The organism is Jongsikchunia kroppenstedtii DSM 45133 (assembly GCF_000380485.1).
In the GTDB taxonomy this organism is placed as follows: Bacteria; Actinomycetota; Actinomycetes; order Mycobacteriales; family Mycobacteriaceae; genus Jongsikchunia; species Jongsikchunia kroppenstedtii.
Genome location: NZ_AQYG01000047.1, coordinates 83,780 through 105,149, shown reverse-complemented (window position 1 = coordinate 105,149; position 21,370 = coordinate 83,780). Strand labels below are relative to the sequence as shown.

Below are 21,370 nucleotides of genomic sequence, written 5' to 3'. Positions count from 1 at the left end.
GACGCCGGGCGCGCCTCCCGGTAGGGAAGGAAATTCGCGTTGAGCGACGTCACTACCGGACCGATCGTCCTCCTCTCCACCTCCGACACCGACCTGCTGACCGCCCAGGCCAGCGGCGCGAACTACCGGCTGGAGAACCCGGCCCGGCTCCTACTGTCGGAGGACCTCCCGGCACTCCTCGACGGCGCCGGCGTCGTGGTGGTGCGGATCCTGGGCGGCCGTCGTGCCTGGGAAGAGGGGATCGACGCCGTGATCGCGGCCGGTCTGCCGACCGTGTTCCTCTCAGGCGAGCAGGTACCCGACCCGGAGCTGATGTCGTTGTCGTCGGTGCCGGGCGGCATCGCGGCGCAGGCGCACAACTATCTCGCCCAGGGCGGTACGGAGAATCTCAAGAACCTGCACGCCTTCCTGTCCGACACCGTGCTGCTGACCGGCGAATCGTTCGACGAGCCGACCATGACACCGCAGTGGGGGATCGCCGACGGTCTGGCGGCGCCGATCGCGGCCGATCGTCCGGTGATCGGCGTGCTGTTCTATCGCGCACAGCAGCTCGCCGGCAATACTGACTACGTCCGGGCGCTCTGCGTGGCAATCGAATCCGCGGGCGCCTCGGCCCTGCCGATCTTCTGCGCCTCGCTGCGAACGGCGCCGGACGAGCTGCTGGCGACGCTGGCGACGGCCGACGCGCTCGTGGTGACCGTGTTGGCCGCGGGCGGGACCACCCCGGCGACCGCGGGTGCCGGCGGCGACGACGAGGCATGGGATGTCGAACGCCTTGCCGCCCTGGATATCCCGATCCTGCAGGGCCTGTGCCTGACGTCGAGTCGCGAGCAGTGGGACGCCAACGACGACGGTCTGAGCCCGCTCGATGTGGCGACGCAGGTGGCGGTGCCGGAGTTCGATGGCCGGATCATCACGGTGCCGTTCTCGTTCAAGGAGATCGACGCCGACGGTCTGCCGCGCTATGTCGCCGACGCCGAGCGGTGTGCGCGGGTGGCGGGAATCGCGGTGCGGCACGGGCGGCTTCGGCATCTCGCGCCGAAGGACCGTCGAGTGGCGATCATGCTGTCGGCCTATCCGACCAAGCATGCGCGGATCGGCAACGCCGTCGGTCTCGACACCCCGGCCAGTCTGCTGCGGCTGCTGAACGAGCTGCAGGCCGCGGGCTACGACCTGGGGTCGACACCGATTCCCGGTATGGCCGAGAACGATTCGGATGCCCTCATCCACGCGCTCATCGATGCCGGCGGTCAGGACCAGGACTGGCTCACCGAGGAAGTGCTGGCCGCCAATCCCATCCGGCTCGCGGCTGCCGACTATCGGACCTGGTTCGACACGCTGCCGGAGAGTCTGCGCAGCGACATGACCGAGCATTGGGGCGCGGCGCCGGGCGAATTGTTCGTCGACAAGTCGGCCAATCCCGAGGGCGACATCGTCATCGCGGCAATGCGATTCGGCAACGTGTTGCTGATGGTGCAGCCGCCGCGCGGGTTCGGCGAGAACCCGGTTGCGATCTACCACGATCCGGACCTGCCGCCGTCGCACCACTATCTCGGCAGCTACCACTGGGTCGCGGCGCCCGCGGGTGCCGACGGCACCGGCGGGTTCGGCGCCGACGCGATCGTCCACCTCGGCAAGCACGGCAATCTGGAGTGGCTGCCAGGCAAGACGCTCGGCATGTCGGCGGCCTGCGGCACCGATGCCGCCCTCGGCGATCTTCCGATGATCTATCCGTTCCTGGTCAACGATCCGGGCGAGGGCACGCAGGCCAAACGCCGCGCGCATGCGACGCTGGTCGACCATCTCGTCCCGCCGATGGCGCGTGCCGAAACCTACGGCGACATAGCGCGTCTGGAACAACTGCTCGATGAGCACGCCAACGTGTCGGCGCTGGATCCGGCGAAACTGCCGGCCATCCGGCAGCAGATCTGGACGCTGCTCACGGCCGCGAAGATGGATCACGATCTGGGGCTTGCCGAGCGCCCGGACGAAGAGGTCTTCGACGACATGCTGCTGCACGTCGACGGCTGGCTCTGCGAGATCAAGGACGTGCAGATCCGTGACGGCCTGCACATCCTCGGCCAGTCCCCGGACGCCGAGGTCGAGTTGGATCTGGTGCTGGCGATGCTCCGGGCCCGCCAGGTCTGGGCTGGCAACGTGCATCTGCCGGGCCTGCGGGAAGCTCTGGGGCTCAGCGAATCCGGTGACGAGGCCAAGGAGCGCGTCGATGCGGTCGAGGCGCAGGCGCGTGAACTGCTGACGGCCCTGCAGGCAACCGGCTGGGATGCCGCGAAGGCCGGCGGGTTGACCGACAACCCCCAGGCGCGGCAGGTTCTGGAATTCGCCGCGACCGAGGTGATTCCGCGGCTGCGCGGCACCGATCAGGAGATCGCCCGGGTGCTGCACGCGCTCGACGGCGGCTTCATTCCGGCCGGTCCCAGTGGGTCGCCGCTGCGCGGGCTGATCAACGTGCTGCCGACCGGCCGCAACTTCTATTCGGTCGACCCGAAGGCGATCCCGTCGCGCCTGGCGTGGGAAACCGGTCGGGCGATGGCCGACTCGTTGGTGGAGCGATACCGGACCGATCATGACGGCGCCTACCCGCCGTCGGTCGGCCTGTCGGTGTGGGGCACCAGCGCGATGCGCACGTCCGGCGACGACATCGCCGAAGTTCTTGCTCTGCTTGGTGTTTCGCCGGTATGGGACGAGGCGTCGCGCCGCGTCACCGGGCTGGAGGTGATCGGGCTCGAGGAGTTGGGCCGTCCGCGCATCGACGTGACCATCCGCATCTCCGGCTTCTTCCGTGACGCGTTCCCGCATGTGCTGTCGATGCTCGATGATGCCGTCCGGATGGTCGCGGCGCTCGACGAGCCGGACGACATGAACTTCGTTGCGGCGCATACCCGTGCCGACGTCGCCGACCACGGCGACGCGCAGCGCGCCGCGACGCGGGTGTTCGGCTCCAAGCCGGGGACCTATGGCGCCGGGCTGCTGCAGCTCATCGACAGCAAGGAGTGGCGCAGCGATGCGGATCTCGCCGAGGTGTACACCACCTGGGGCGGGTACGCGTACGGCCGAGGCATCAACGGCGAGCCGGCCGTCGACCAGATGCGGTCGGCGTACCGCCGCATCGCGGTGGCGGCCAAGAACACCGACACCCGCGAGCATGACATCGCCGACTCGGACGACTATTTCCAGTACCACGGCGGCATGGTCGCAACCGTGCGCGCGCTGACGGGGTCGGATCCGGAGGCCTACATCGGCGACTCTACCACTCCGGACGCAGTCCGCACGCGCACGCTCTCCGAGGAGACCGCGCGGGTGTTCCGGGCGCGCGTGGTCAACCCGCGCTGGCTGGCGGCGATGCGCCGGCACGGTTACAAGGGCGCCTTCGAGATGGCCGCCACCGTCGACTACCTGTTCGGCTATGACGCGACCACCAACGTCGTTGCGGACTGGATGTACGAGCAGCTGGCGCAGAGCTACGTCCTGGATGCCGAGAATCGCGAGTTCATGCGCGAATCGAACCCGTGGGCCCTGCACGGCATCGCCGAGCGCCTACTGGAGGCCGCCGAGCGCGACATGTGGGCCGAGCCGGACGCGAACACCCTCAACGCCCTCAAACAGGCGTTCCTGGAGACCGAAGGCGATCTGGAATCCTGACGAACCGGAGTCCCGGAAACCGGGGCGAAGGCTGAGTAACCGCTGAGATTTTGGGACCTATCCACCGACAACCGCAGGACACGGGCGTGTAACGGTTGCTACGGCGGCGATAGCGGCATATGAACGAAGAGTGGCAGTACGGCAATCGAGGGAATCTGTGAGTCCGATCATCTTCGTCGGAGTCGGGATCCCGCGCGAGGTTTCGTTCGTTGATGGATCAGTACAACGAACAGGCGGTAGCAAATGAAGCGACTGGTATTCCTCGGGTACGTGGCGATCGAGATCGCCGCGTTCGTGGGGCTCACGTATGCGGTGGGCATCCTGTGGGCGCTGGTCGCGACCCTGGCGACGATGGCGATCAGCTTCTGGCTGCTGCGCCGCCGAGGTGTCAAGGTGTTCCGCGAGCTCGCGCAGGCAGCCCGCGGGGAGGTCGATGCAGCCCGCCCGGCGGCGGACGCGGTGTTGCTGGCGTTGTCGACGGGGCTGCTGATCGTGCCCGGCCTGGTGACGACGGCGCTGGGCATCCTGCTGCTGATCAAGCCGGTGCGCGCACTCGCGCGAATGGCACTGGTCGCGCTCGGCACCCGCAAGGCGATGACCGTGCTCGACCGAGCCGGCGCCTTCACCGCCGGTTGCACGAACTGCGAGGCGACCGTCGTCGAGGGCGAGGTCGTCACCACGTCGACCAGCGGGGGCTGGGGCACAGCCGCCCCGCGGCGCGCGCTCGACTGATACCCGACATCTCCGGCTGCCCGGCCGATCCGTGCACACCCTGCGGCTTCGCCGAAGCGGGGCAAGGCAGACTGGTTCCCCGTGGATACCGAACTACTCACCGGCGGATACGTCTATTCGCCCACTAACCCGGACGCGACGGCGATCGCCATCACCGACGGCGTGGTGTCCTGGATCGGTACCGACGACGTCGCCCGGGCCCTGCACCCCAGCGCCCGCGAGACCGACCTGGCCGGCCGCTTCGTCGCGCCGGCGTTCGTTGATCCCCATGTCCACCTGACGACGACCGGGCTGGCCTCGTCCGGCCTGGATCTGTGCGGCGCCGGTAGCCGGGACGAAGTGTTGCGAGCACTCGCGGACCACGCGCAGGCCTTGGCTCCGGACGCGTTGATCTGGGCGCGCGGCTGGGACGATGCGCAGTGGTCCGAGCGCGGCCCGCTGACCACCGCCGATGTCGACGCCGCGGTGGGTTCGCGGCCGGCATACGTGGTTCGGATCGATGAACATTCCGCTGCGGCATCGACCGCCCTGCGCAGCCGCTGCCCGGAGCTTTCCGCAGCAACAGGATTCGACCCGGACCGCCCACTGACCGCGGACGCGCATCACGCCGTGCGCGCGGCCGCGCGCGGTCTGCTGGACCCTGTGGCCCGGCAGGCCGCCCAGGCTGCGGCCTGTCGGCAAGCCCTCGCCAACGGGATCGTCGCCGTGCACGAGAACGGCGGCCCCGATATCGGCGGCCTCGATGATTTCCGGGCGCTGGCCGATCTCGACACCCCGCTGATGATCCGCCGCTACTGGGGCGAGGCGGTCACCGATGCCGATGCCGCGACCGCATTGCTGGCCTCGGCCGGCGCCGACGCGCTCGGCGGCGATCTGTTCATCGACGGCTCGCTCGGTTCGCACACCGCCTGGCTGCGCGAACCCTATGCGGACAGGCCCGGCCGCGGCGTCGCCTACCTGGACGCCGACCGGGTCCGTGCGCATCTGCTGGCCTGCACCGCGGCCGGCATTCAGGCCGGGTTCCATGCGATCGGCGACGCGGCGGTCACGGCGGTCACGGATGCGCTGGTCGCGGTGGCCGACGAGCTGGGCCGCGACGCCGTCGTCCGGCGCGCGCACCGGATCGAGCATGCGGAGATGGTGACCGCGGAGCAGGCCGAGGCGCTCGCCGGACTCGGGGTCGTCGCGAGCATGCAGCCGCTGTTCGACGCCCTGTGGGGCGGGCCCGACGGGATGTACGGGACGCGGCTCGGCGGCGAACGAGCCTTGGGGCTAAACAACTTTGCGCAGCTGGCCCGAGCCGGCGTGGGCCTGGCCTTCGGGTCGGACTCGCCGGTGACGCCGCTGCGGCCATGGGAGTCCGTGCAGGCGGCCGCCCATCATCACACCGAGGCCAGCCGGGTCTCGCCGCGAGCGGCCTTCGCGGCCGCCACTCGCGGCGGCTGGCGAGCCGCGGGGTCGCGCGACGGCGAGATCGGCACCCTGGTGCCAGGGGCGCCCGCGACGTTCGCGGTGTGGGAGGTCGACCGGCTGGTCGTCGCCGCCGGCAACTCGCGCGTCCAGCGCTGGTCGACCGATCCGCGGTCGCGGGTCCCGGCGTTGCCCGATCTGGAGCCCGGTGCCGCCCTGCCCGCCTGCGTCCGCACGGTGCTCGACGGAACGACGGTGTACGAGGCCGGCGCATGAGTGGGCGCCAGCGAGCGAAGCGAGTAGGCGCATGAGCCTGGCTGAGCGTTACGACCGCGTCGTGGCCGCGACCGTCCGCACCGTCACCGATCGGCGTTATCTGCTGCGCACGGGAATGTCGGTCGCAGGCGGCATCGCCATGTGGGCCTCGTTCCCGCCGCGCAACCTCTGGTTCTTCGGGATCGTGTCGTTGGCGCTGCTGTGCGGTGCGCTGAGCGAACCCGGCCTGCGGCTGCGATCGGGCGCCTGGTGCGGCTTCGCCTTCGGGCTGGCGTTCTATCTGCCACTGCTGCCCTGGATCGGCGTCTACGTCGGGCCGCTGCCGTGGATCGCGCTGTCGGTCGTACTGGCCGGGTACACGGCGCTGTTCGGACTCATCGCGGTCGTCCTGATGAGGTTTCCGGCGCGGGCGCTCTGGTTCGCGCTGGCCTGGGTGAGTATCGAGTGGGCGCGCTCGTCGTTCCCGTTCGGCGGATTCCCTTGGGGCCGGACCGGATTCGGCCAGATCGGCAGCCCTCTGCTGTCGCTGGCGGCGCTCGGGGGAGTGCCGCTGGTGTCGTTCGCGGTGGCCGTGATCGGCGCGGGAATCGCGCTGCTGATCGCCGACGGATACCGCGACCGCAGCAGCCTACGGTCGGTGCGGGTGCTGGCCGCGGCCGGAGCGGCAATTATCATCGCGCCGATCGCCGCGGCTGCCACGTGGCCATCGGTGAACGCGCACAACACCTCTCGCGACAGCATCACCATCGCCGCGATTCAGGGGAATGTGCCGCGTCTGGGGCTGGACTTCAACGCCCAGCGCGAGGCCGTCCTGAACAATCACATCAACGAGACGCGGGCACTGATCGACGCCGTCCATGCGGGCAGCGTGCCGCGGCCCGATTTCATTCTGTGGCCAGAGGATTCGTCCGACATCGACCCGACGATCAACCTGGACGCGTCGCAGATGCTCGACTCGTTGGCACGCAGCGCGGGCGTGCCGATCGTCATCGGCACCGTGCTGGAGAACCAGGATCCGGATACCGGCAACACGCACGAGACGAACTCGATGCTGGTGTGGGATCCGAATGCCGGCCAGCCGGCGGATGCGACCGTCGGACCGGGTCCGGGGCGATACGACAAGCGGATTATCCAGCCGTTCGGCGAGTACCTGCCGTGGCGCAGCTTCTTCCGGCTGTTCTCCTCCTATGCCGACATGGCGGGCAACTTCCACCCGGGCTCCGGGCCGGGCGTGCTGAAGATCAACAGCGGCGGCACCTGGACGACGGTCGGCGTATCGACCTGTTGGGAGGTCGCGTTCGACCGGTCGGCCGAGAAGTCGGTGCGCAATGGAGCGCAGATTCTGGCGGTGCCATCGAACAATGCCACCTTCGGCCGCACCCAGATGACTTATCAGCAGCTGGCCATGTCGCAGGTGCGGGCCGTCGAACACGGTCGAACCGTCGTGGTGGCCGCTACCAGCGGCGTGTCGGCGATCGTGCGGCCGAACGGCACCGTAGTGTCCCGGACCGGCATCTTCGAGCCGGGATTCCTGGTCGCCCGCATGCCGCTGCACAGCGACAAGACGATCGCCACCCGATTGGGGGCGATTCCGCTGTATCTTGCGGTGATCGCGACGATTGTCGGGCTTTTGGTCGTGATGGTGCCACGTACTAGGTTCAATGAGTTGATCACCGGCCGCCGGCGTGACCGCGGTGCCCGGGTAGATGCGAGAGGAGCTCGGGACACCGATGACAACGGAAGCCACTAGCGTTGTCGGCCCATCGGGGGAGGGCGCGCTCGTCATCATTCCGACGTACAACGAGCTGGAGAATCTGCCGCTCATCATCGGTCGGCTGCATGCCGCGATGCCCGCCGCGCACGTCCTCGTGGTCGACGACAACAGCCCGGACGGAACCGGCCCGTTGGCCGACCAGCTGGCCGTCGACGACTCTGACAAGCGCATCTTCGTGCTGCACCGGACCGAGAAGAACGGTCTGGGCGGCGCCTACCTCGCCGGCTTCGAGTGGGGCCTGGCTCGCGAGTACACCGTGTTCATCGAGATGGATGCCGACGGTTCGCATGCTCCCGAGCAGCTGCACCGACTACTCGACCGCATCAACTCCGGCGCCGACATGGTCGCCGGGTCTCGGTACATCCCCGGCGGCTCGGTGGTGAACTGGCCGTGGCATCGGCAGTTCATCTCCCGCGGCGGCAATATCTACTCGCGGCTGGCGCTCGGCGTGAAGTTCCACGACATCACCGGTGGCTACCGCGCCTACCGGCGTGCCGTGCTCGAGAAGATCGATCTGGGGTCGGTCGAATCGCACGGCTACTGCTTCCAGATCGACCTGGCCTGGCGCACCATGCTCGCCGGATTCACCGTCGCCGAAGTGCCGATCACCTTCACCGAGCGCGAATACGGCGAATCCAAGATGAGCGGCGGCATCTTCCAGGAGGCCTTCGTCAAGGTCGGCCGGTGGGGCATGGCGCATCGAGTCGCCCGGCTGCAGGGCCGCGCCGCCAAGATCCGCTGATTCCACGCAAACGCAAAATCCGCGCCGCTTTCGTGGATCCGCGCCGGTTGTAGCCGGCGCGGATCTGCAGAAGTGGCGCGGATTCTGTGTAGTTCGTCTGTTGGTCAGTGACCCCGACGACGCTGCTTCAGCAACTCCAAGCGCTCGTTCAGAAGCTCTTCGAGCTCCTCCTCGGAGCGCCGCTCCAGCAGCATGTCCCAGTGCGTGCGCGGCGGCTTGACCTTCTTCTCTTCGGGCTCCGCGCCCTCGAGCAGGGTGCCTTCCATGCCGTTCTTGCACGGCCAGGTCGACGGGATTTCGGCTTCGTCGGCGAACGGGACGTCGAAGATCTCGCCGTTGTCGGTCCGGTACTGCACGATGCGGCGCGGCGCCAGGTCGTGGTCGCGATCGGTCTCGTAGCTGACCGCTCCGAGACGGCTGCCGCGAAGAACTCGATCTGCCATTGATGATTCCCTTCGACACTCGACTCACGCGGCGGATACGCCGCGAGCTGGATGCCCGAGCGGTGCGTGATACACCAGGGCTCCGGACAACCTCAACAGTCTACCCGCGATTATTTGTTCCCGGAATTTCACGCACCTCGGGCATGGCCGCCGGTCGGTCGAGCGTCCGGGCGGTACGGTCGCCTCATGACAACCGCCGACTCCGCCGTCGATGACCGACCGGTGTCCAGCAGGCGCCGACGCGAGCGCGTCGCCTGCGCGTGGTGTGGGCGCGAGGTCGCTGATTCGGGTACCGGTCGTCGGCGTAAGTACTGTCGGCAGTCCTGCCGCCAGCGGGCCTACGAGCAGCGGTCGCTGGCCGGCGCGAGCCAGCTCCCGGCCGATTCGGTGGTGCTCAGCGGCGTCGAGGCAGGCGAACTGATCGATCGGCTGTTCGCGTTGCGGTGCGCTGCCGAGGATGTCGCGACTGCGGTCGCGGAGGGTGCCGGCCGGGCCGAGCTGGTGTCGATGACGCAGGAGTTGGTTCAGTTCGCGACCGACGCCGAGCGGCTGCGCTGACCGCCTAACCGCGAGCTCACCGCCGGGCCGCGAGAGCGGCCACCAGCCGGGTCGCGTGCTCGGACCGCGGGTCGAGCGCGTCCGGCCGGACCGACCAGAGCAATCCCACCCATGGGTCGTGCGCGGTGCCCTCATCGGACAGTGGCAGCGGCATGCAGTGATCGGCGATCGTCATGAGCAGCGGATCGGATTCCGCGTGCGCGAGGTCGCCGGCGATCAGCACCGACCAACCGACAGACGGCGCCCGTTCGACGATCCGCAACAGGTGGGCCTGGGCCGACTGATCCCAGCCGAAGGGCAGATCGTTGACGATCAGCAGCCGTGCCGCCGGCATCAGATCGTCATCGTGGACGCTGGTCTGCGCCTGCATGTCGGTCAGATCCATCGCGCTCTCCAGATCCGCGAGCCGCGGAGCGATGTCCGCGGAATCGCCGACGACCGGTCCCGCGAAGAAGGGCGTGAGCAGCCGATGCAGATCCGGTAGACCGCCGACGGGATCGATGAGGTCGACCTCGATGCGGTCGCCGGCCGCGATCAGCCGAACCGCAAGCGATGTCAGCACCGGCTCGGCGGACTGACCCGCCCCGGCCAGCGCCCACACACCGCGCGCGAGCGGGGTCGGGACGCAGAACGGGATACGCAACGGTCCGCGGTCAGGGGCAGACAGTTCGCCGATTCGCACCCCGCTCGCCAGTCGATCGGCCGGGGAGAACCAGGACACCGACTCCCAGCTGGCCATCGCTGGCGGCAGCTGCGGGTCGATGGCGTGCAGCTCGGCCATCAACAGTTGCGAGTCGGCGTCGAAACGCTGCTGGGCGGCGGCCTCGAGGTTATCGGCGCGCTGCTGCGCTTCGGCCCGGGCGCGAGCCGCGCCGTCGCCGGTGCGCGTGGCCGGATCATCCAGTGACGCAGACAGTTCCGCGTCGAGCCGGGCGTGCGCGTGCTCGACGGCGGCGACGTATCCGGCGGCCGAGCGGGCAGCATCTTCGAAGATGGCGAGTGCCCGGTTCATCGCCGACCGGAAGTCTCCAGCCAGAGGGGCGTCGCCGGCCTTCGGTCGACTGGTGTCCCGTTCGGCGGCCGGCCGGCCGGGTTCGGGCCCGGTGACGTCGGCTCCATGGTCGACGAGCAGCTGCGCCAGACCGGAATACTCGTCGGCGACCGCATCGATCCGCCAATGATCCTGGCGCCACGCGAGTTTCGCGCATACGACGGCACCGGTGTCGGCTATGCCTGGAATATCCACCGCGAGATCGGAATTCGGCGCGGCAAGGCGGCACCGGGCGCCGTCCACAGGACCGCTGTCGGTGCTGGCGGCGCAGTGGATGGTGGCGCCCCGTTCCACGGAGTCGGCGTCGATGACCGCGGAGTCGCCCTGCACGGTGATGCCCGGAATGGCCGGCTGGTTGTAGAACGCGACATCGGCGCCGGACCGCACGCGGCCGTCGACCCCGACGATCAGACAGATCGGATCCATTCCGGCGGGGACGGTGAAAGTGATTCGGCGAGCGGCCATCTCGGCGGAGGTTCCGGGTGCCAGGGCGGTCACGGCAGGAACCTCAGCAGCTGCGGGGCGGCCTCGCCCGGATGCCGTGCGGAGATGCCGTCACCGAGCGCCTCGAGCGTCCAGTCCGACGCGCCCGGGGTCGTCTGGTCTCGCCACACCCGGGCCATCACCACACCCGTGTAGGGCATGCCGCCGGCCAGCGTGTAGCGCGCCAGTTCAGTACCCGTGGACTGATCGACCAGGCGGCAGAAGGTGTTGTCGATCTGCTCAAAGGTCTGGCCCTGATAGGACGTCACGATGAACAGGATCGTGGTGACGTGCACCGGGATTCGCGACAGCTCGACGATCAGCACCTCGTCGTCGCCGTCACCCGCGCCGGTCAGGTTGTCGCCCTGGTGCCGCACCGATCCGTCTTTCGAGATCAGCTGACCGTAGTAGGCGATATCGGCGATCTGGCCGTCGGCGAACAGCACCGCGGATGCGTCGAGATCGATATCCGGGGCGCGGTCACCGAAATGTCCTTCGCGCCGCACCGGATCCCAGCCCAGCCCCATCATGATCGACGTCAGCCCCGCGTCGCCCGTGTTCAGCGACAGCCGCTGTCCCTTGACCAGACGCAGCGGCGGTTCGGGCGATCGGTGTGCCTGCGGCGTCGGGGGAGAGGTCACGGGTCGAACATACCGGGGCGTGCGCCTGATTCGGCGCCGTCCGCGAACAGTCGGTACATTTCCGACGTGGCCCAACTGCGCGTGTTCGCGATCTCGATTCTGATCACGATCGCGTCGCTGATCGCCGCATTCGTCTACGACTCCTGGCAGGGCGTCGCCCTCTGTCTGATCCTGGGCGTTCTCGAGGTCTCGCTGTCCTTCGACAACGCCGTGATCAATGCGACCGTCCTGGCCCGGATGAGCGAGTTCTGGCAGCGCATCTTCTTGACTGTCGGCGTGATCATCGCCGTCTTCGGCATGCGCCTGCTGTTCCCGCTGATGATCATCTGGATCACCGCGCACCGCAACCCGATTGAGGCCTTCCGGCTGGCGATGAACCCGCCGGCGCATGGCGCCGAGCACTTCGCCGACGGATCCCCGAGCTATGAGCTGCTGCTGAAGGAGGCGCACCCGCAGATCGCCGCGTTCGGCGGCATGTTTCTGCTGATGCTGTTCCTGAATTTCGTGCTCTCCGACCGTGACGTGAATTGGCTGGCCTGGATCGAACGGCCGCTGGCCCGCGTCGGTCGACTCGAACAGCTCCCCGTCATCCTCGCCGCCGGCACCCTGGTGCTGGTGGCCGAGTATCTGGTGGCGGACGCGCATCGCGCGACGATCATGATCGCCGGTGTGCTGGGCATCATCACGTATATCGGCGTCGACGGCCTGGGGCGGCTCTTCCACACCGGCGAGGACGGGGCGGGCCCCTCGACCGCCGTCGCCGCGACCGGCAAGGCCGCCTTCTTCCTGTTCCTCTACCTCGAGGTCCTCGACGCGTCGTTCTCGTTCGACGGTGTGATCGGTGCGTTCGCGATCACCGCGGACCCGATCATCATCGCCCTCGGTCTCGGCTTCATCGGCTCGATGTTCGTCCGGTCGATCACCGTCTATCTGGTGCGGCAGGGGACTCTGTCGGACTACCGCTACCTGGAGCATGGCGCGTACTGGGCGATCGGTGCGCTGGCGACGATCATGGTGATCTCGATCAATCCCGACTACGAGGTCGACGAGGTGGTCACCGGGCTGATCGGCGTGGTGTTCATCGGCGCGGCCTTCATCAGCAGCATCGTCGCCAATCGGCGCGATCGTCGCCGGGAGGCTACGAACGCACCAGCCGCGCGATAGCGTCGGTCGCTTCCTTCAGCTTGATCTCGGCCTCGGGCCCGCCGGCGGCGACCGCGTCGACGACACAGTGTTCGATGTGGTCCTCGAGCAGGCCCATCGCGACCATCTGCAGTGCCTTCGTCATCGCCGAGATCTGCGTGAGGATGTCGATGCAGTACTTCTCTTCGTCCACCATCCGCTGGATGCCGCGCGCCTGGCCCTCGATGCGGCGCAGCCGCTTGAGGTAATCGTCCTTGCGGGTGACGTAGCCGTGATGGGCGTGCTCGTCGTCCGCGCCGGTGGCCGAGTCGACGTGGTCGACGGCGGCCGGGTCAGCGGTGGCCGGATCAGTGGTGGCCGGGGCGACGGGCTCGCTCATCGGTATCTCCTGGGGTCGTGGTCTGTTGAGAAGCCCGCGCGCGGCGCTCGCAACAGAGCTGATTCTAGAGGCTGATCGGTTGGAATCGCCGCAGCCGCAGGCTGTTACTGACCACGAAGACCGACGACAATGCCATCGCTCCGCCAGCCAGCATCGGGTTCAGTAGTCCGGCCGCCGCCAGCGGCAACGCCGCGACGTTGTAGGCGAACGCCCAGAACAGGTTGCCCTGAATGGTGCGCAACGTCTTGCGGGACAACCGGATCGCGTCGGCGACCGATCGCAGATCGCCGCGCACCAGCGTGAGGTCGCCGGCCTCGATCGCGACGTCGGTGCCCGTGCCCATCGACAGGCCCAGATCGGCCTGGGCCAGGGCGCCGGCATCGTTGACGCCGTCACCGACCATCGCGACGACCCGTCCTTGCTTCTGCAGGTCGGCGATGGTCGCCGCCTTGTCGGCGGGCAGAACGCCGGCGATCACCTCGTCGATCCCGACCTGGGCGGCGATATGTCGGGCGGCCGGGGCGTTGTCGCCGGTCAACATGATCGGTGTCAGGCCGAGCGCCCGGAGTTCGGAAATCGCCTGTGCCGATGTCGGTTTCACTGCATCGGCGACCACCAATACGCCGCGCACCGCGCCGTCCCAGCCGGCCACGACCGCTGTTTGGCCGGCGGCCTCCGCGGCGTCGAGCGCCTCCTGTAGTTCGGCGGGCACCGTCATTGCCCAATCGGCGAGCAGGGCCGGTCGGCCGACCGCCACCGCGTGCCCGTCGATGACGCCCTGGACGCCGAGCCCGGCGACCCCGCTGAAGTCGTCGACGGTAGCCAGCGGCCCGGTGCGTTCGGCGGCGGCCACCGCGATCGCCGCGGCGATGGGGTGCTCGGAACCGTGTTCGACCGCACCCGCGATCCGCAAGACCTCATCGGCTGATTCGCCCGATGCCGCGATGACATCACGCAGACTCATGTCGCCCGTGGTGATGGTGCCGGTCTTGTCGATGACGACGGTGTCGACGCGGCGGGTCGACTCGAGCACCTGCGGGCCCTTGATGAGGATGCCCAGTTGGGCGCCCCGCCCGGTGCCGACGAGCAACGCCGTCGGCGTTGCCAGACCCAGTGCGCAGGGGCAGGCGATGATCAGCACGGCAACCGCGGCGGTAAAGGCCGCCGACGCGGAATCGCCTGCGCCGAGCCAGAATCCGAGAGTGGCACCGGCCAACGCGATCACGATCGGCACGAACACCCCGGAGATCCGGTCGGCCAGACGCTGCGCCTTGGCCTTTCCGGTCTGCGCGTCCTCGACCAGCTTGGCCATCTGCGCCAGCTGGGTATCCGAGCCGATCCGGGTGGCTCGCACCACCAGTCGGCCACCGGCGTTGACGCATGCGCCCACGACATCGTCGCCCGGACCGACCTCGGCGGGAACGCTCTCTCCGGTCAGCATCGACGCGTCGATGGCCGAATTGCCCTCGACGACAACGCCGTCCGTGGCGATCTTCTCGCCGGGCCGGACCACGAACTGATCACCGACCCCGAGCTGCTCGATCGGCACGAGCTGCTCGGCGCCGTCGCGCAGGACGGTGACCTCCTTGGCCCCCAGCTCGAGCAGCGCCCGCAATGCCGCACCCGCCCGGCGCTTGGAGCGGGCCTCGAAGTAGCGGCCGGCGAGGATGAACGTGGTCACCCCGGCCGCGGCCTCGAGATAGATGTTGCCGGAGCCGTCGGTGCGGCTGATCGAGAAGTCGAAGCCGTGCGTCATGCCCGGCGTGCCGGCGGTGCCCCAGAACAGGGCGTACAGCGACCAGCCGAAGGCGGCCAGCGTCCCGAGGGAGACCAGGGTGTCCATCGTGGCGGTGCCGTGGCGCAGGTTCTGCCAGGTCGCGCGGTGGATCGGCCAGGCGCCCCAGAGGACGACCGGGGCGGCCAGCGTCAGCGACAGCCACTGCCAGTAGTCGAACTGCAGCGCCGGCACCATGGCGAGCACGACCACCGGCAGCGACAGCACGGCCGACCAGATCAGCCGATCGCGCAGCGCGCGTTCCGCCGATTCCTGCGCGGTGACAGACGAGTCGGTGGCAGGTTCGGCATCGTCGACGGCCGTGACCGGCAGCGTCGCCGAGTAGCCGGCGGCGCTGACGGTGTCGAGCAGCTCTTGCGGGGCGACCGACGCCGCGTAGCTGACATGAGCCTTCTCGGTCGCGTAGTTGACCGTGGCGGTGACGCCGTCGAGCTTGTTCAGCTTGCGCTCGATCCGGTTCGCACACGAGGCGCAGGTCATCCCGGCGATGGCCAGGTCGACCTGTGCGGCGTCCGTGTCTCGAGTCGGGGTGCTCATCGCGAGTCTCCTTGGACTGTCTTAATTCAGTGTCCGCCGTGATGGGCGGGCGCAGGGGAGGTGGACTGATGTCCGGGCATCGCGGGGGCGTTCTCGACATTCACGGTGAACTCGGCGGTACGCACTCGATCGCCGTGCTTGAAGTCGAGGAACAGCCGATAGGTGCCGGCGCTCGGCGCCGTCATATGGAATGCCACGTCGGGCCCCGGCGCCGTGTGGCCGTCGCCCGGTGCACCGCCCGGATGGACGTGCACGTAAGCCAGGTCGGTCGAACGCAGCGCCACCAGATGTCCGTAGGCACCCAGGTACGGCTGCAGATCGGTGACCGGCGTGCCGTCTTGGGTGACCTTGAACGACACCATCGAGCCAGGACCGGCGGCGACGGTCCCGGTCATCTGCACGGTGTATCCGTCGACCACCGCAGTGGCGGACTCCGCGGGCAGCGGCACCGGCTGATAGTCCCCGCCGACGGCGAGGTCCGTACCGAGGGTGATACCGGCCGCGCCGGTCGGTGCGAAGTCGGCGAACACCTTGTAATCGCCGGCCCGACTGAGATCCGCCGTGGTGGTCCAGGTGCCCGCGGCATCGCGGACCGGATGCAGGTGCTGGTAGCCGCTCAGATCGCGGCGGACGACGATCAGATGTAGCTCTTTGTCGTGTTCGGTCTGATAATCGGTGACCGGGGCGCCAGCGGTATCGACGATCCGGAAGCGAATCGGTGCTTCAGCGCTCGAGGCGGTGATGCGGTCGTCGAGCTGCAGGGTGTAGCCGTCCTGGGTGGCGGCCAATCCTCCGGGTTGCATGTCACTGCCTTCCGTCATGTCCGCGTCGGTCGACGCGGACGAGTGGCTGTCGTGCGACGAGTTGTTGTGGATCGGACCCACGGCCCGGCCGATGCCGAACGCGGCGACACCGGCCAGGGCCACGACTCCGACGAAACCCGCGATCCTGACGAGACCGGCAGATCTGTCGTCGGATCCGAACGGGTTCTTCATGAGACCTGGTAGCCCGCATCCGAGACGGCGCGGGCGATGTCATCCGAGTCGAGCGGGGCCTCGCTGGTGATGTCGACCCGGCCGCTGGCCAGATCGACGTCGACGCTGGAGACGCCGGCGAGCTCGCCGACCTCTTCGCGGACGGAAGCGACGCAGTGTCCGCAGGTCATTCCGGTGACGGTGACGGTAGTGGTGGTGCTCATGTCGACTCCTCTGCTCTCCGCATGCGACCCGGGCGTCGCCTGCATGACATACGATACCCCCCTAGGGTATTAAATCAAGGTAATCGGGGCCGCAATTCGGGTGGCACGTGACACACGCAACAACGGCGATTGATAGGGTCTTGCGAAACAACTATCGTTAGCCCGTTCTATGCAGCACCCTGAGCGGCCGACGAGCCGCACCGACAAGCCCCACGCACCATCAAGACCTAGGGAGCCGACTCCTGTGAATGTCGCCACCACCTGCGCCGCGGAACGGCGGATCTGACGGCCATGGCACTGAATCGTCAGAACCTGTGGGGCCTGAAGGGCAAGCCGAAGGGCCAGAAGGGCCCGACCGAAGGCGCGACCAAGGCGCAGCGCATCTGGTTCGCGTTGATCGCGAGCGTGGTCGTGATCGGTGTCATTCTCGGCACCTTGGCGATCAACTCGTCGGGTGTGGGTAAGCGTGATTACAAGTTGGATTTTGCGCAGGCCGGGCAGGTGCGGTCGGGTGACAACGTCAAGGTTGCCGGTGTGGATGTCGGCAAGGTGTCGGCGTTGAAGTTGAATTCGGACTCGGTGACGATCACGGTGCGGGTCAATAATGATGTGCACATCACGGCCAATGGGTCGGCGTCGATCAAGTTGATGACGCTGTTGGGTCAGCGGTATGTGGCGATTGATCTGGGTAATTCGCCGAGTAAGTTGCCGGGCAGCCATATGCCGGTGACCCAGACGCAGGTACCGTATGACCTGCAGAAGACACTCGATGCCAGTGGCACTTTGTTGACCGGGACCGATGCCGGGCAGCTGTCGCAGGGGTTGCAGGCATTGAATCAGCAGATGGCGGGGGTGCCTGATTCGATCAAGCAGACGTTGACCGGGTTGGGGGATCTGTCGAACATCATCAATAACCGGCGTGATCAGATCACCAAGCTGGTCAACGACACTGATTCGATCACCACGCTGGTGTCGAACAATCAGTATCAGTTGGCGGTGATCGTGGGTCAGGGTCAGTTGTTGACGCAGAAGATCGCCACTCGTGAGCAGTTGGTGACCAAGTTGCTTGATGGTATTGCCGGTGTGGTGAATCAGGCCAAGTTGCTGGGTGATCAGACCAATGGTCAGGTGGCGCCGTTGATCGCGAACCTGAACAACATCGCGGGCGGTCTGCAGGAAAATCGTCAAAGCCTGCGCGACATGCTCGGCGTGCTGCCTATCATTTCCCGGAACATTGCCAATGCCACCGGCAACGGCGCATACGTGGACAGCACGATGCCGTGGGGTCTGTTCCCCGACAACTGGCTCTGCTTCGCCAAGGTCGTCGACGGCTGCCAGTAGCTGTGTCTTAGGCCGCGGGCTCGGTTATCTCGAAGAGCGCCTGCGCATTTCGGTAGATCACGGCAGCCAGCCAGTCATCGTCCGGTGCGACCCGCTGCACGGCTTCCAGGGCATGCAGGTAGCGGTAGGGAATGTTCGGGAAGTCGCTGCCGAACAGGATCTTGTGGCCGAGGCGGCTCAGGGCCGGCGCGGCTTCTTCGGGAATCGGCGCCCCCTCGTTGGCGAAATCCGTGAACGCCATCGTCGTGTCGAGTCGAACGTTCTCGTATTCCTCTGCCAGCGCGAAGAATTCGGCATACTCCGGCATACCCATGTGCGCGACGATCAGCGGCAGCCGCGGAAACCGTTGCAGCAGTGTGTGAATCGGCTCGGGTCCGGTGTAGCGCCCGGGTGCCGGGCCCGAACCGCAGTGGATGACGACCGGGACCTGGGCGTCCTCGATCGTTCCCCACACCACGTCGAGCAGCGGATCATTCGGCTGGTAGTCGCCGACCTGGATGTGCGACTTGAAGACTCGGGCGCCGGCAGCGATCGATGCGGGCACGTAGTCGCGGGCCGACTCCTCGGGATAGAAGGTGGCCGTGTGCAGACATTCCGGTGTGGCCGCTGCGAACTCGGTCGCCCAAGCATTCAGCCAGGCCGCCATGCCGGGTTTGTGTGGATAGACCATCGAGGTGAACGCTGCGACACCGAAGTCGCGCAGCGTCTGCACCCGCTGTGCCTCGTCGGCCCGATAGGTGATCGGCCATTCGCGACCGACCAGCGGGCCCGCCGAGTCGAAGTAGGCCCACACCTTGTCCATCACCTGCCGGGGCATGAAGTGGGTGTGCACGTCGATGATCGCCGGCACACCAGCCTCGGCCGCGAATTGCCGGACCTGTTGCGGCTCATCGGCGCTCGAAACCGTCCGGGTGGTGTCGTCACACATCGTTCGCCTCCCTACACATTTCGTGATCGTATCGCCGGTCGCGATCGTCAGGTCGAGTGCACCGGTGAGAGCAGGCCCAGAGAGTCGGCGAGTCGTTGGATGCGGACGTACAGGACCACGTGCTGATCGTCACGCTCCGCCCCGAGGATGTCCGATATGCGTTGCGGCACCGGTCCGTCCGGCGGTGTCGTCGCCTTGCCGAGCCGGGCCAGACCCGCCAGGCGCCGGCATTCGGCGGACAGCTCGGTGCAGGCCGCCGACACCCCGGGAGGCAGCGGCGGCTCGGTGCGGTACACGGCCTGGGCGACGGCCCGGCCACCGGCGGCGCAGAGCCGCAGGATCGTCACTCGCTGCGTGCGTCCGGCGGCCTCGGAGTCCAACATGATCGGCCGGATATGCGAGCCCGCCACCGCGGACAACTGCCGCGCCGCCTCGTCGACCGCGATCGCCGCCGCGAGGGTGTCGCCGTCGGTGCGCGGGTGCGAAGTCGGGTCGGCACAGCGGTCGAGCAGCTCGGCCAGCCGAATGAGCAGCGCATGCCGGGCGGCTCGCTGGGTGTCGATGGTGGAGACCCGCAGGATCACCGCGGATGCGACGATGCCCGTGAGGCCGCCGATGACAGTTTCCCCGAGTCGGGTCAACAGCAGGTTGTGCTCGAGCGCCGGTTCGATCAGGCCGAACATCTGACCCAGCGCCACGGTCATGAACAGTCGCGAGACCAGGCTGGAGACCTGCGCGTAGTACTGCGCGAAGAAGATGCAGGCCACCATGATGCTCACCGAGACGGCGAGATTGCCGGCGGTCAGCTGTTCCAGCGACATCGCGATCCAGATGCCGACGAAGGTTCCGGCCATGCTGCCGATCGCCTTGCGTGCGGTCTCCGAGGCGGTGGCCGCCCCGGTGAACATCAGAAACGCGGTCACGACCGCCCAGTAGTACCGATCAGGCGAGACCAGTCGACCGAGTTCGACCGCCACCCCGGCCGTCACGGCGAGTTGCACCGCATGTCGGGTGGTGAGCCGCAGCGGGATCCACCGGCGATTGCCGTGGGCCGTCTTGATCGCCACGGCCGCCGGACCCGCCGACCCCGGAAGCGACCAGCCGGCGAGCGTCACCTTCGGTACGAAGTCCGCGCCGGGCCCCTGCGCGGACGCCTCCTGCATCCGGATTCGGCCCGAGGTCCAGTCGTCGACCGCGTCGATCAGGAGCCGGTCGCCGGAGACCAGGCGGCGGACCGGCTGCAGCTGACGGTGTCGGTCGAGAAGGTTGCGGGCATCGGTACGCGCCGCGTCGGCATCGGCCCAGCCGAGCGTCTCCAGCGTCGATCGCACCGCCGGCAGCGCGGCACGGGCGTCGGCGTCGCCGGCCGCGGCGCGACGCACCAGATCGAGTGTGGCCGACGATACTTCGTCGATCCCGAGTTCGAGGTCGACGATCCAGCGTCGCAGCACGCCGGGGGAAGCGCCCCGCGGCAGGCTGCGTTCGTCGGCGAGCAGCCCGTCGAGCAGCAGGGCGGCGTCGGTCGCCTTGGCGAGCTCCTGCCGCAGCTGTGCCACCGTTCGGCGGCTGCCGTTCGTGTCGATCACCGCGAGCGCGGCGGCCACCGTGGACCGCATCCGGGCCCGGAGCGCGCTCACGGTGCGTACAAACAGCTTTCGCTGATCGACGTGCAGCGCGGTGGTCAGCAGAATCGCGATCCAGGCGGCGCTGACGACGAGGGCGACGAATACCGACGGGGCGGTATGGGCGGGTAGCTTGATGAACACGTTGAGGAAGAAGCCGAAGAAGAACGTCGTGCCCCAGGTCTGCCAGCGGGCGCCGAAACGTCGTACCCAGACGGCGATGAACACGACGACCATGAACATGGGGACCGTCGCGGCGGGGTGATGGGTCACCACGTACGACAGCGACACCCCGAATCCTGCCGAAAATGGCACTCCGGCACAGGTTTTGACGGTGGACGAGCGGTGCAGCTCCTTGATGCCGTTGGTCGCGGTGAGGGCGACGATCGCGCCGAGAAGGATATGCAGGACCGCGGCCTTGCCGTCGACGCCCACGATCTTCGACGCGATCCACTGCACGAGGATCGTGGTGCCGACCGCCGTGGCCGCGCGCAGTCCCTGACGCAGACGAATCAGTCCGGGGTCGGCCGCCCAGAGGTTGTCCTTCGCGTCGCGCCACGCGCTGGTGGCGTAGACGCGGGCGGTGGACATGGTCGTCACTTTATCGGCCAGGAAAGCATTGTGGCCCCCTGCCATTCGGCAGGGGGCCACAAT

17 protein-coding genes are annotated in these 21,370 nt (G+C 67.9%); 8 read left to right on the top strand and 9 right to left on the bottom strand.

The window, feature by feature from the left end:
• Positions 1–39: 39 nt before the first annotated feature.
• From cobN to G341_RS0111455, 5 genes are all read left to right on the top strand, one after another.
• On the top strand, positions 40–3,663 hold the full coding sequence (cobN, locus tag G341_RS0111475; protein ID WP_018179288.1) for a cobaltochelatase subunit CobN: 3,624 nt from the start codon (positions 40–42) through the stop codon (positions 3,661–3,663).
• Positions 3,664–3,906: 243 nt separating this feature from the next.
• Positions 3,907–4,395, top strand: coding sequence for an FxsA family protein (locus G341_RS0111470; RefSeq protein WP_018179287.1), 489 nt, complete (start codon positions 3,907–3,909; stop codon positions 4,393–4,395).
• A gap of 81 nt (positions 4,396–4,476) precedes the next feature.
• On the top strand, positions 4,477–6,081 hold the full coding sequence (locus tag G341_RS0111465; protein WP_018179286.1) for an amidohydrolase: 1,605 nt from the start codon (positions 4,477–4,479) through the stop codon (positions 6,079–6,081).
• A 31-nt stretch (positions 6,082–6,112) separates the two neighbouring features.
• Positions 6,113–7,831, top strand: coding sequence for an apolipoprotein N-acyltransferase (lnt, locus tag G341_RS0111460; RefSeq protein WP_018179285.1), 1,719 nt, complete (start codon positions 6,113–6,115; stop codon positions 7,829–7,831).
• Positions 7,812–8,597, top strand: coding sequence for a polyprenol monophosphomannose synthase (locus tag G341_RS0111455; RefSeq protein ID WP_026303560.1), 786 nt, complete (start codon positions 7,812–7,814; stop codon positions 8,595–8,597). The genes lnt and G341_RS0111455 overlap by 20 nt, the downstream gene beginning before the upstream one ends.
• 104 nt (positions 8,598–8,701) lie before the next feature.
• Here the strand turns inward: G341_RS0111455 and G341_RS0111450 are convergent, their stop codons facing one another.
• Complete coding sequence (locus G341_RS0111450) at positions 8,702–9,040, bottom strand: RNA polymerase-binding protein RbpA (protein WP_018179283.1); 339 nt, start codon at positions 9,038–9,040, stop codon at positions 8,702–8,704.
• A gap of 186 nt (positions 9,041–9,226) precedes the next feature.
• On the opposite strand from G341_RS0111450, the gene G341_RS0111445 reads away from it, so the two are divergent.
• The gene (locus tag G341_RS0111445; RefSeq protein ID WP_018179282.1) at positions 9,227–9,598 is read left to right on the top strand and encodes a hypothetical protein; all 372 of its coding nucleotides are present in this window, start codon (positions 9,227–9,229) and stop codon (positions 9,596–9,598) included.
• A 16-nt stretch (positions 9,599–9,614) separates the two neighbouring features.
• Here G341_RS0111445 and G341_RS21840 read toward each other — a convergent pair whose 3' ends face one another.
• Together G341_RS21840 and G341_RS0111435 are read right to left on the bottom strand one after the other, a co-directional pair.
• Positions 9,615–11,147: a TerD family protein gene (locus tag G341_RS21840; protein ID WP_018179281.1), complete on the bottom strand. Its 1,533-nt coding sequence runs from the start codon at positions 11,145–11,147 to the stop codon at positions 9,615–9,617.
• A complete protein-coding gene (locus tag G341_RS0111435) occupies positions 11,144–11,773 on the bottom strand; it encodes a TerD family protein (RefSeq protein ID WP_018179280.1) in 630 nt (209 codons plus the stop codon). The genes G341_RS21840 and G341_RS0111435 overlap by 4 nt, the downstream gene beginning before the upstream one ends.
• 66 nt (positions 11,774–11,839) lie before the next feature.
• On the opposite strand from G341_RS0111435, the gene G341_RS0111430 reads away from it, so the two are divergent.
• On the top strand, positions 11,840–12,937 hold the full coding sequence (locus tag G341_RS0111430) for a DUF475 domain-containing protein (RefSeq protein ID WP_018179279.1): 1,098 nt from the start codon (positions 11,840–11,842) through the stop codon (positions 12,935–12,937).
• On the opposite strand, the gene G341_RS21835 is transcribed toward G341_RS0111430, so the two are convergent.
• The 4 genes from G341_RS21835 to G341_RS0111410 form a co-directional block, all read right to left on the bottom strand.
• Positions 12,912–13,295, bottom strand: coding sequence for a metal-sensitive transcriptional regulator (locus tag G341_RS21835; protein WP_018179278.1), 384 nt, complete (start codon positions 13,293–13,295; stop codon positions 12,912–12,914). The two genes, G341_RS0111430 and G341_RS21835, sit on opposite strands and share 26 nt — an antisense overlap.
• Before the next feature lie 64 nt (positions 13,296–13,359).
• On the bottom strand, positions 13,360–15,627 hold the full coding sequence (locus tag G341_RS0111420; protein ID WP_018179277.1) for a heavy metal translocating P-type ATPase: 2,268 nt from the start codon (positions 15,625–15,627) through the stop codon (positions 13,360–13,362).
• Between the two features lie 26 nt (positions 15,628–15,653).
• Positions 15,654–16,622, bottom strand: a complete 969-nt coding sequence (locus tag G341_RS0111415; RefSeq protein WP_018179276.1) for a hypothetical protein — start codon at positions 16,620–16,622, stop codon at positions 15,654–15,656.
• A complete protein-coding gene (locus G341_RS0111410; RefSeq protein ID WP_018179275.1) occupies positions 16,619–16,825 on the bottom strand; it encodes a heavy-metal-associated domain-containing protein in 207 nt (68 codons plus the stop codon). Before G341_RS0111410 ends, G341_RS0111415 begins: the two co-directional genes overlap by 4 nt.
• 291 nt (positions 16,826–17,116) lie before the next feature.
• On the opposite strand from G341_RS0111410, the gene G341_RS0111405 reads away from it, so the two are divergent.
• Positions 17,117–18,166 (top strand): MCE family protein, encoded by a 1,050-nt coding sequence (locus G341_RS0111405; RefSeq protein ID WP_018179274.1) that lies wholly within the window; start codon positions 17,117–17,119, stop codon positions 18,164–18,166.
• 7 nt (positions 18,167–18,173) lie between these two features.
• Here the strand turns inward: G341_RS0111405 and G341_RS0111400 are convergent, their stop codons facing one another.
• The gene (locus G341_RS0111400; RefSeq protein ID WP_018179273.1) at positions 18,174–19,094 is read right to left on the bottom strand and encodes an amidohydrolase family protein; all 921 of its coding nucleotides are present in this window, start codon (positions 19,092–19,094) and stop codon (positions 18,174–18,176) included.
• A gap of 47 nt (positions 19,095–19,141) precedes the next feature.
• Positions 19,142–21,307, bottom strand: a complete 2,166-nt coding sequence (locus G341_RS0111395) for an FUSC family protein (RefSeq protein WP_018179272.1) — start codon at positions 21,305–21,307, stop codon at positions 19,142–19,144.
• Positions 21,308–21,370: the final 63 nt, after the last annotated feature.

Bases quoted from the DNA above. Each gene is read 5' to 3' on its own strand.
- G341_RS0111455 (WP_026303560.1), top strand. From the start codon at position 7,812: ATGACAACGGAAGCCACTAGCGTTGTCGGCCCATCGGGGGAGGGCGCG.
- G341_RS0111405 (WP_018179274.1), top strand. From the start codon at position 17,117: ATGGCACTGAATCGTCAGAACCTGTGGGGCCTGAAGGGCAAGCCGAAG.
- G341_RS0111470 (WP_018179287.1), top strand. From the start codon at position 3,907: ATGAAGCGACTGGTATTCCTCGGGTACGTGGCGATCGAGATCGCCGCG.
- lnt (WP_018179285.1), top strand. From the start codon at position 6,113: ATGAGCCTGGCTGAGCGTTACGACCGCGTCGTGGCCGCGACCGTCCGC.
- G341_RS0111445 (WP_018179282.1), top strand. From the start codon at position 9,227: ATGACAACCGCCGACTCCGCCGTCGATGACCGACCGGTGTCCAGCAGG.
- G341_RS0111395 (WP_018179272.1), bottom strand. From the start codon at position 21,307: ATGTCCACCGCCCGCGTCTACGCCACCAGCGCGTGGCGCGACGCGAAG.
- G341_RS0111450 (WP_018179283.1), bottom strand. From the start codon at position 9,040: ATGGCAGATCGAGTTCTTCGCGGCAGCCGTCTCGGAGCGGTCAGCTAC.
- G341_RS0111415 (WP_018179276.1), bottom strand. From the start codon at position 16,622: ATGAAGAACCCGTTCGGATCCGACGACAGATCTGCCGGTCTCGTCAGG.
- G341_RS21835 (WP_018179278.1), bottom strand. From the start codon at position 13,295: ATGAGCGAGCCCGTCGCCCCGGCCACCACTGATCCGGCCACCGCTGAC.
- G341_RS0111420 (WP_018179277.1), bottom strand. From the start codon at position 15,627: ATGAGCACCCCGACTCGAGACACGGACGCCGCACAGGTCGACCTGGCC.
- G341_RS0111400 (WP_018179273.1), bottom strand. From the start codon at position 19,094: ATGTGTGACGACACCACCCGGACGGTTTCGAGCGCCGATGAGCCGCAA.
- G341_RS0111410 (WP_018179275.1), bottom strand. From the start codon at position 16,825: ATGAGCACCACCACTACCGTCACCGTCACCGGAATGACCTGCGGACAC.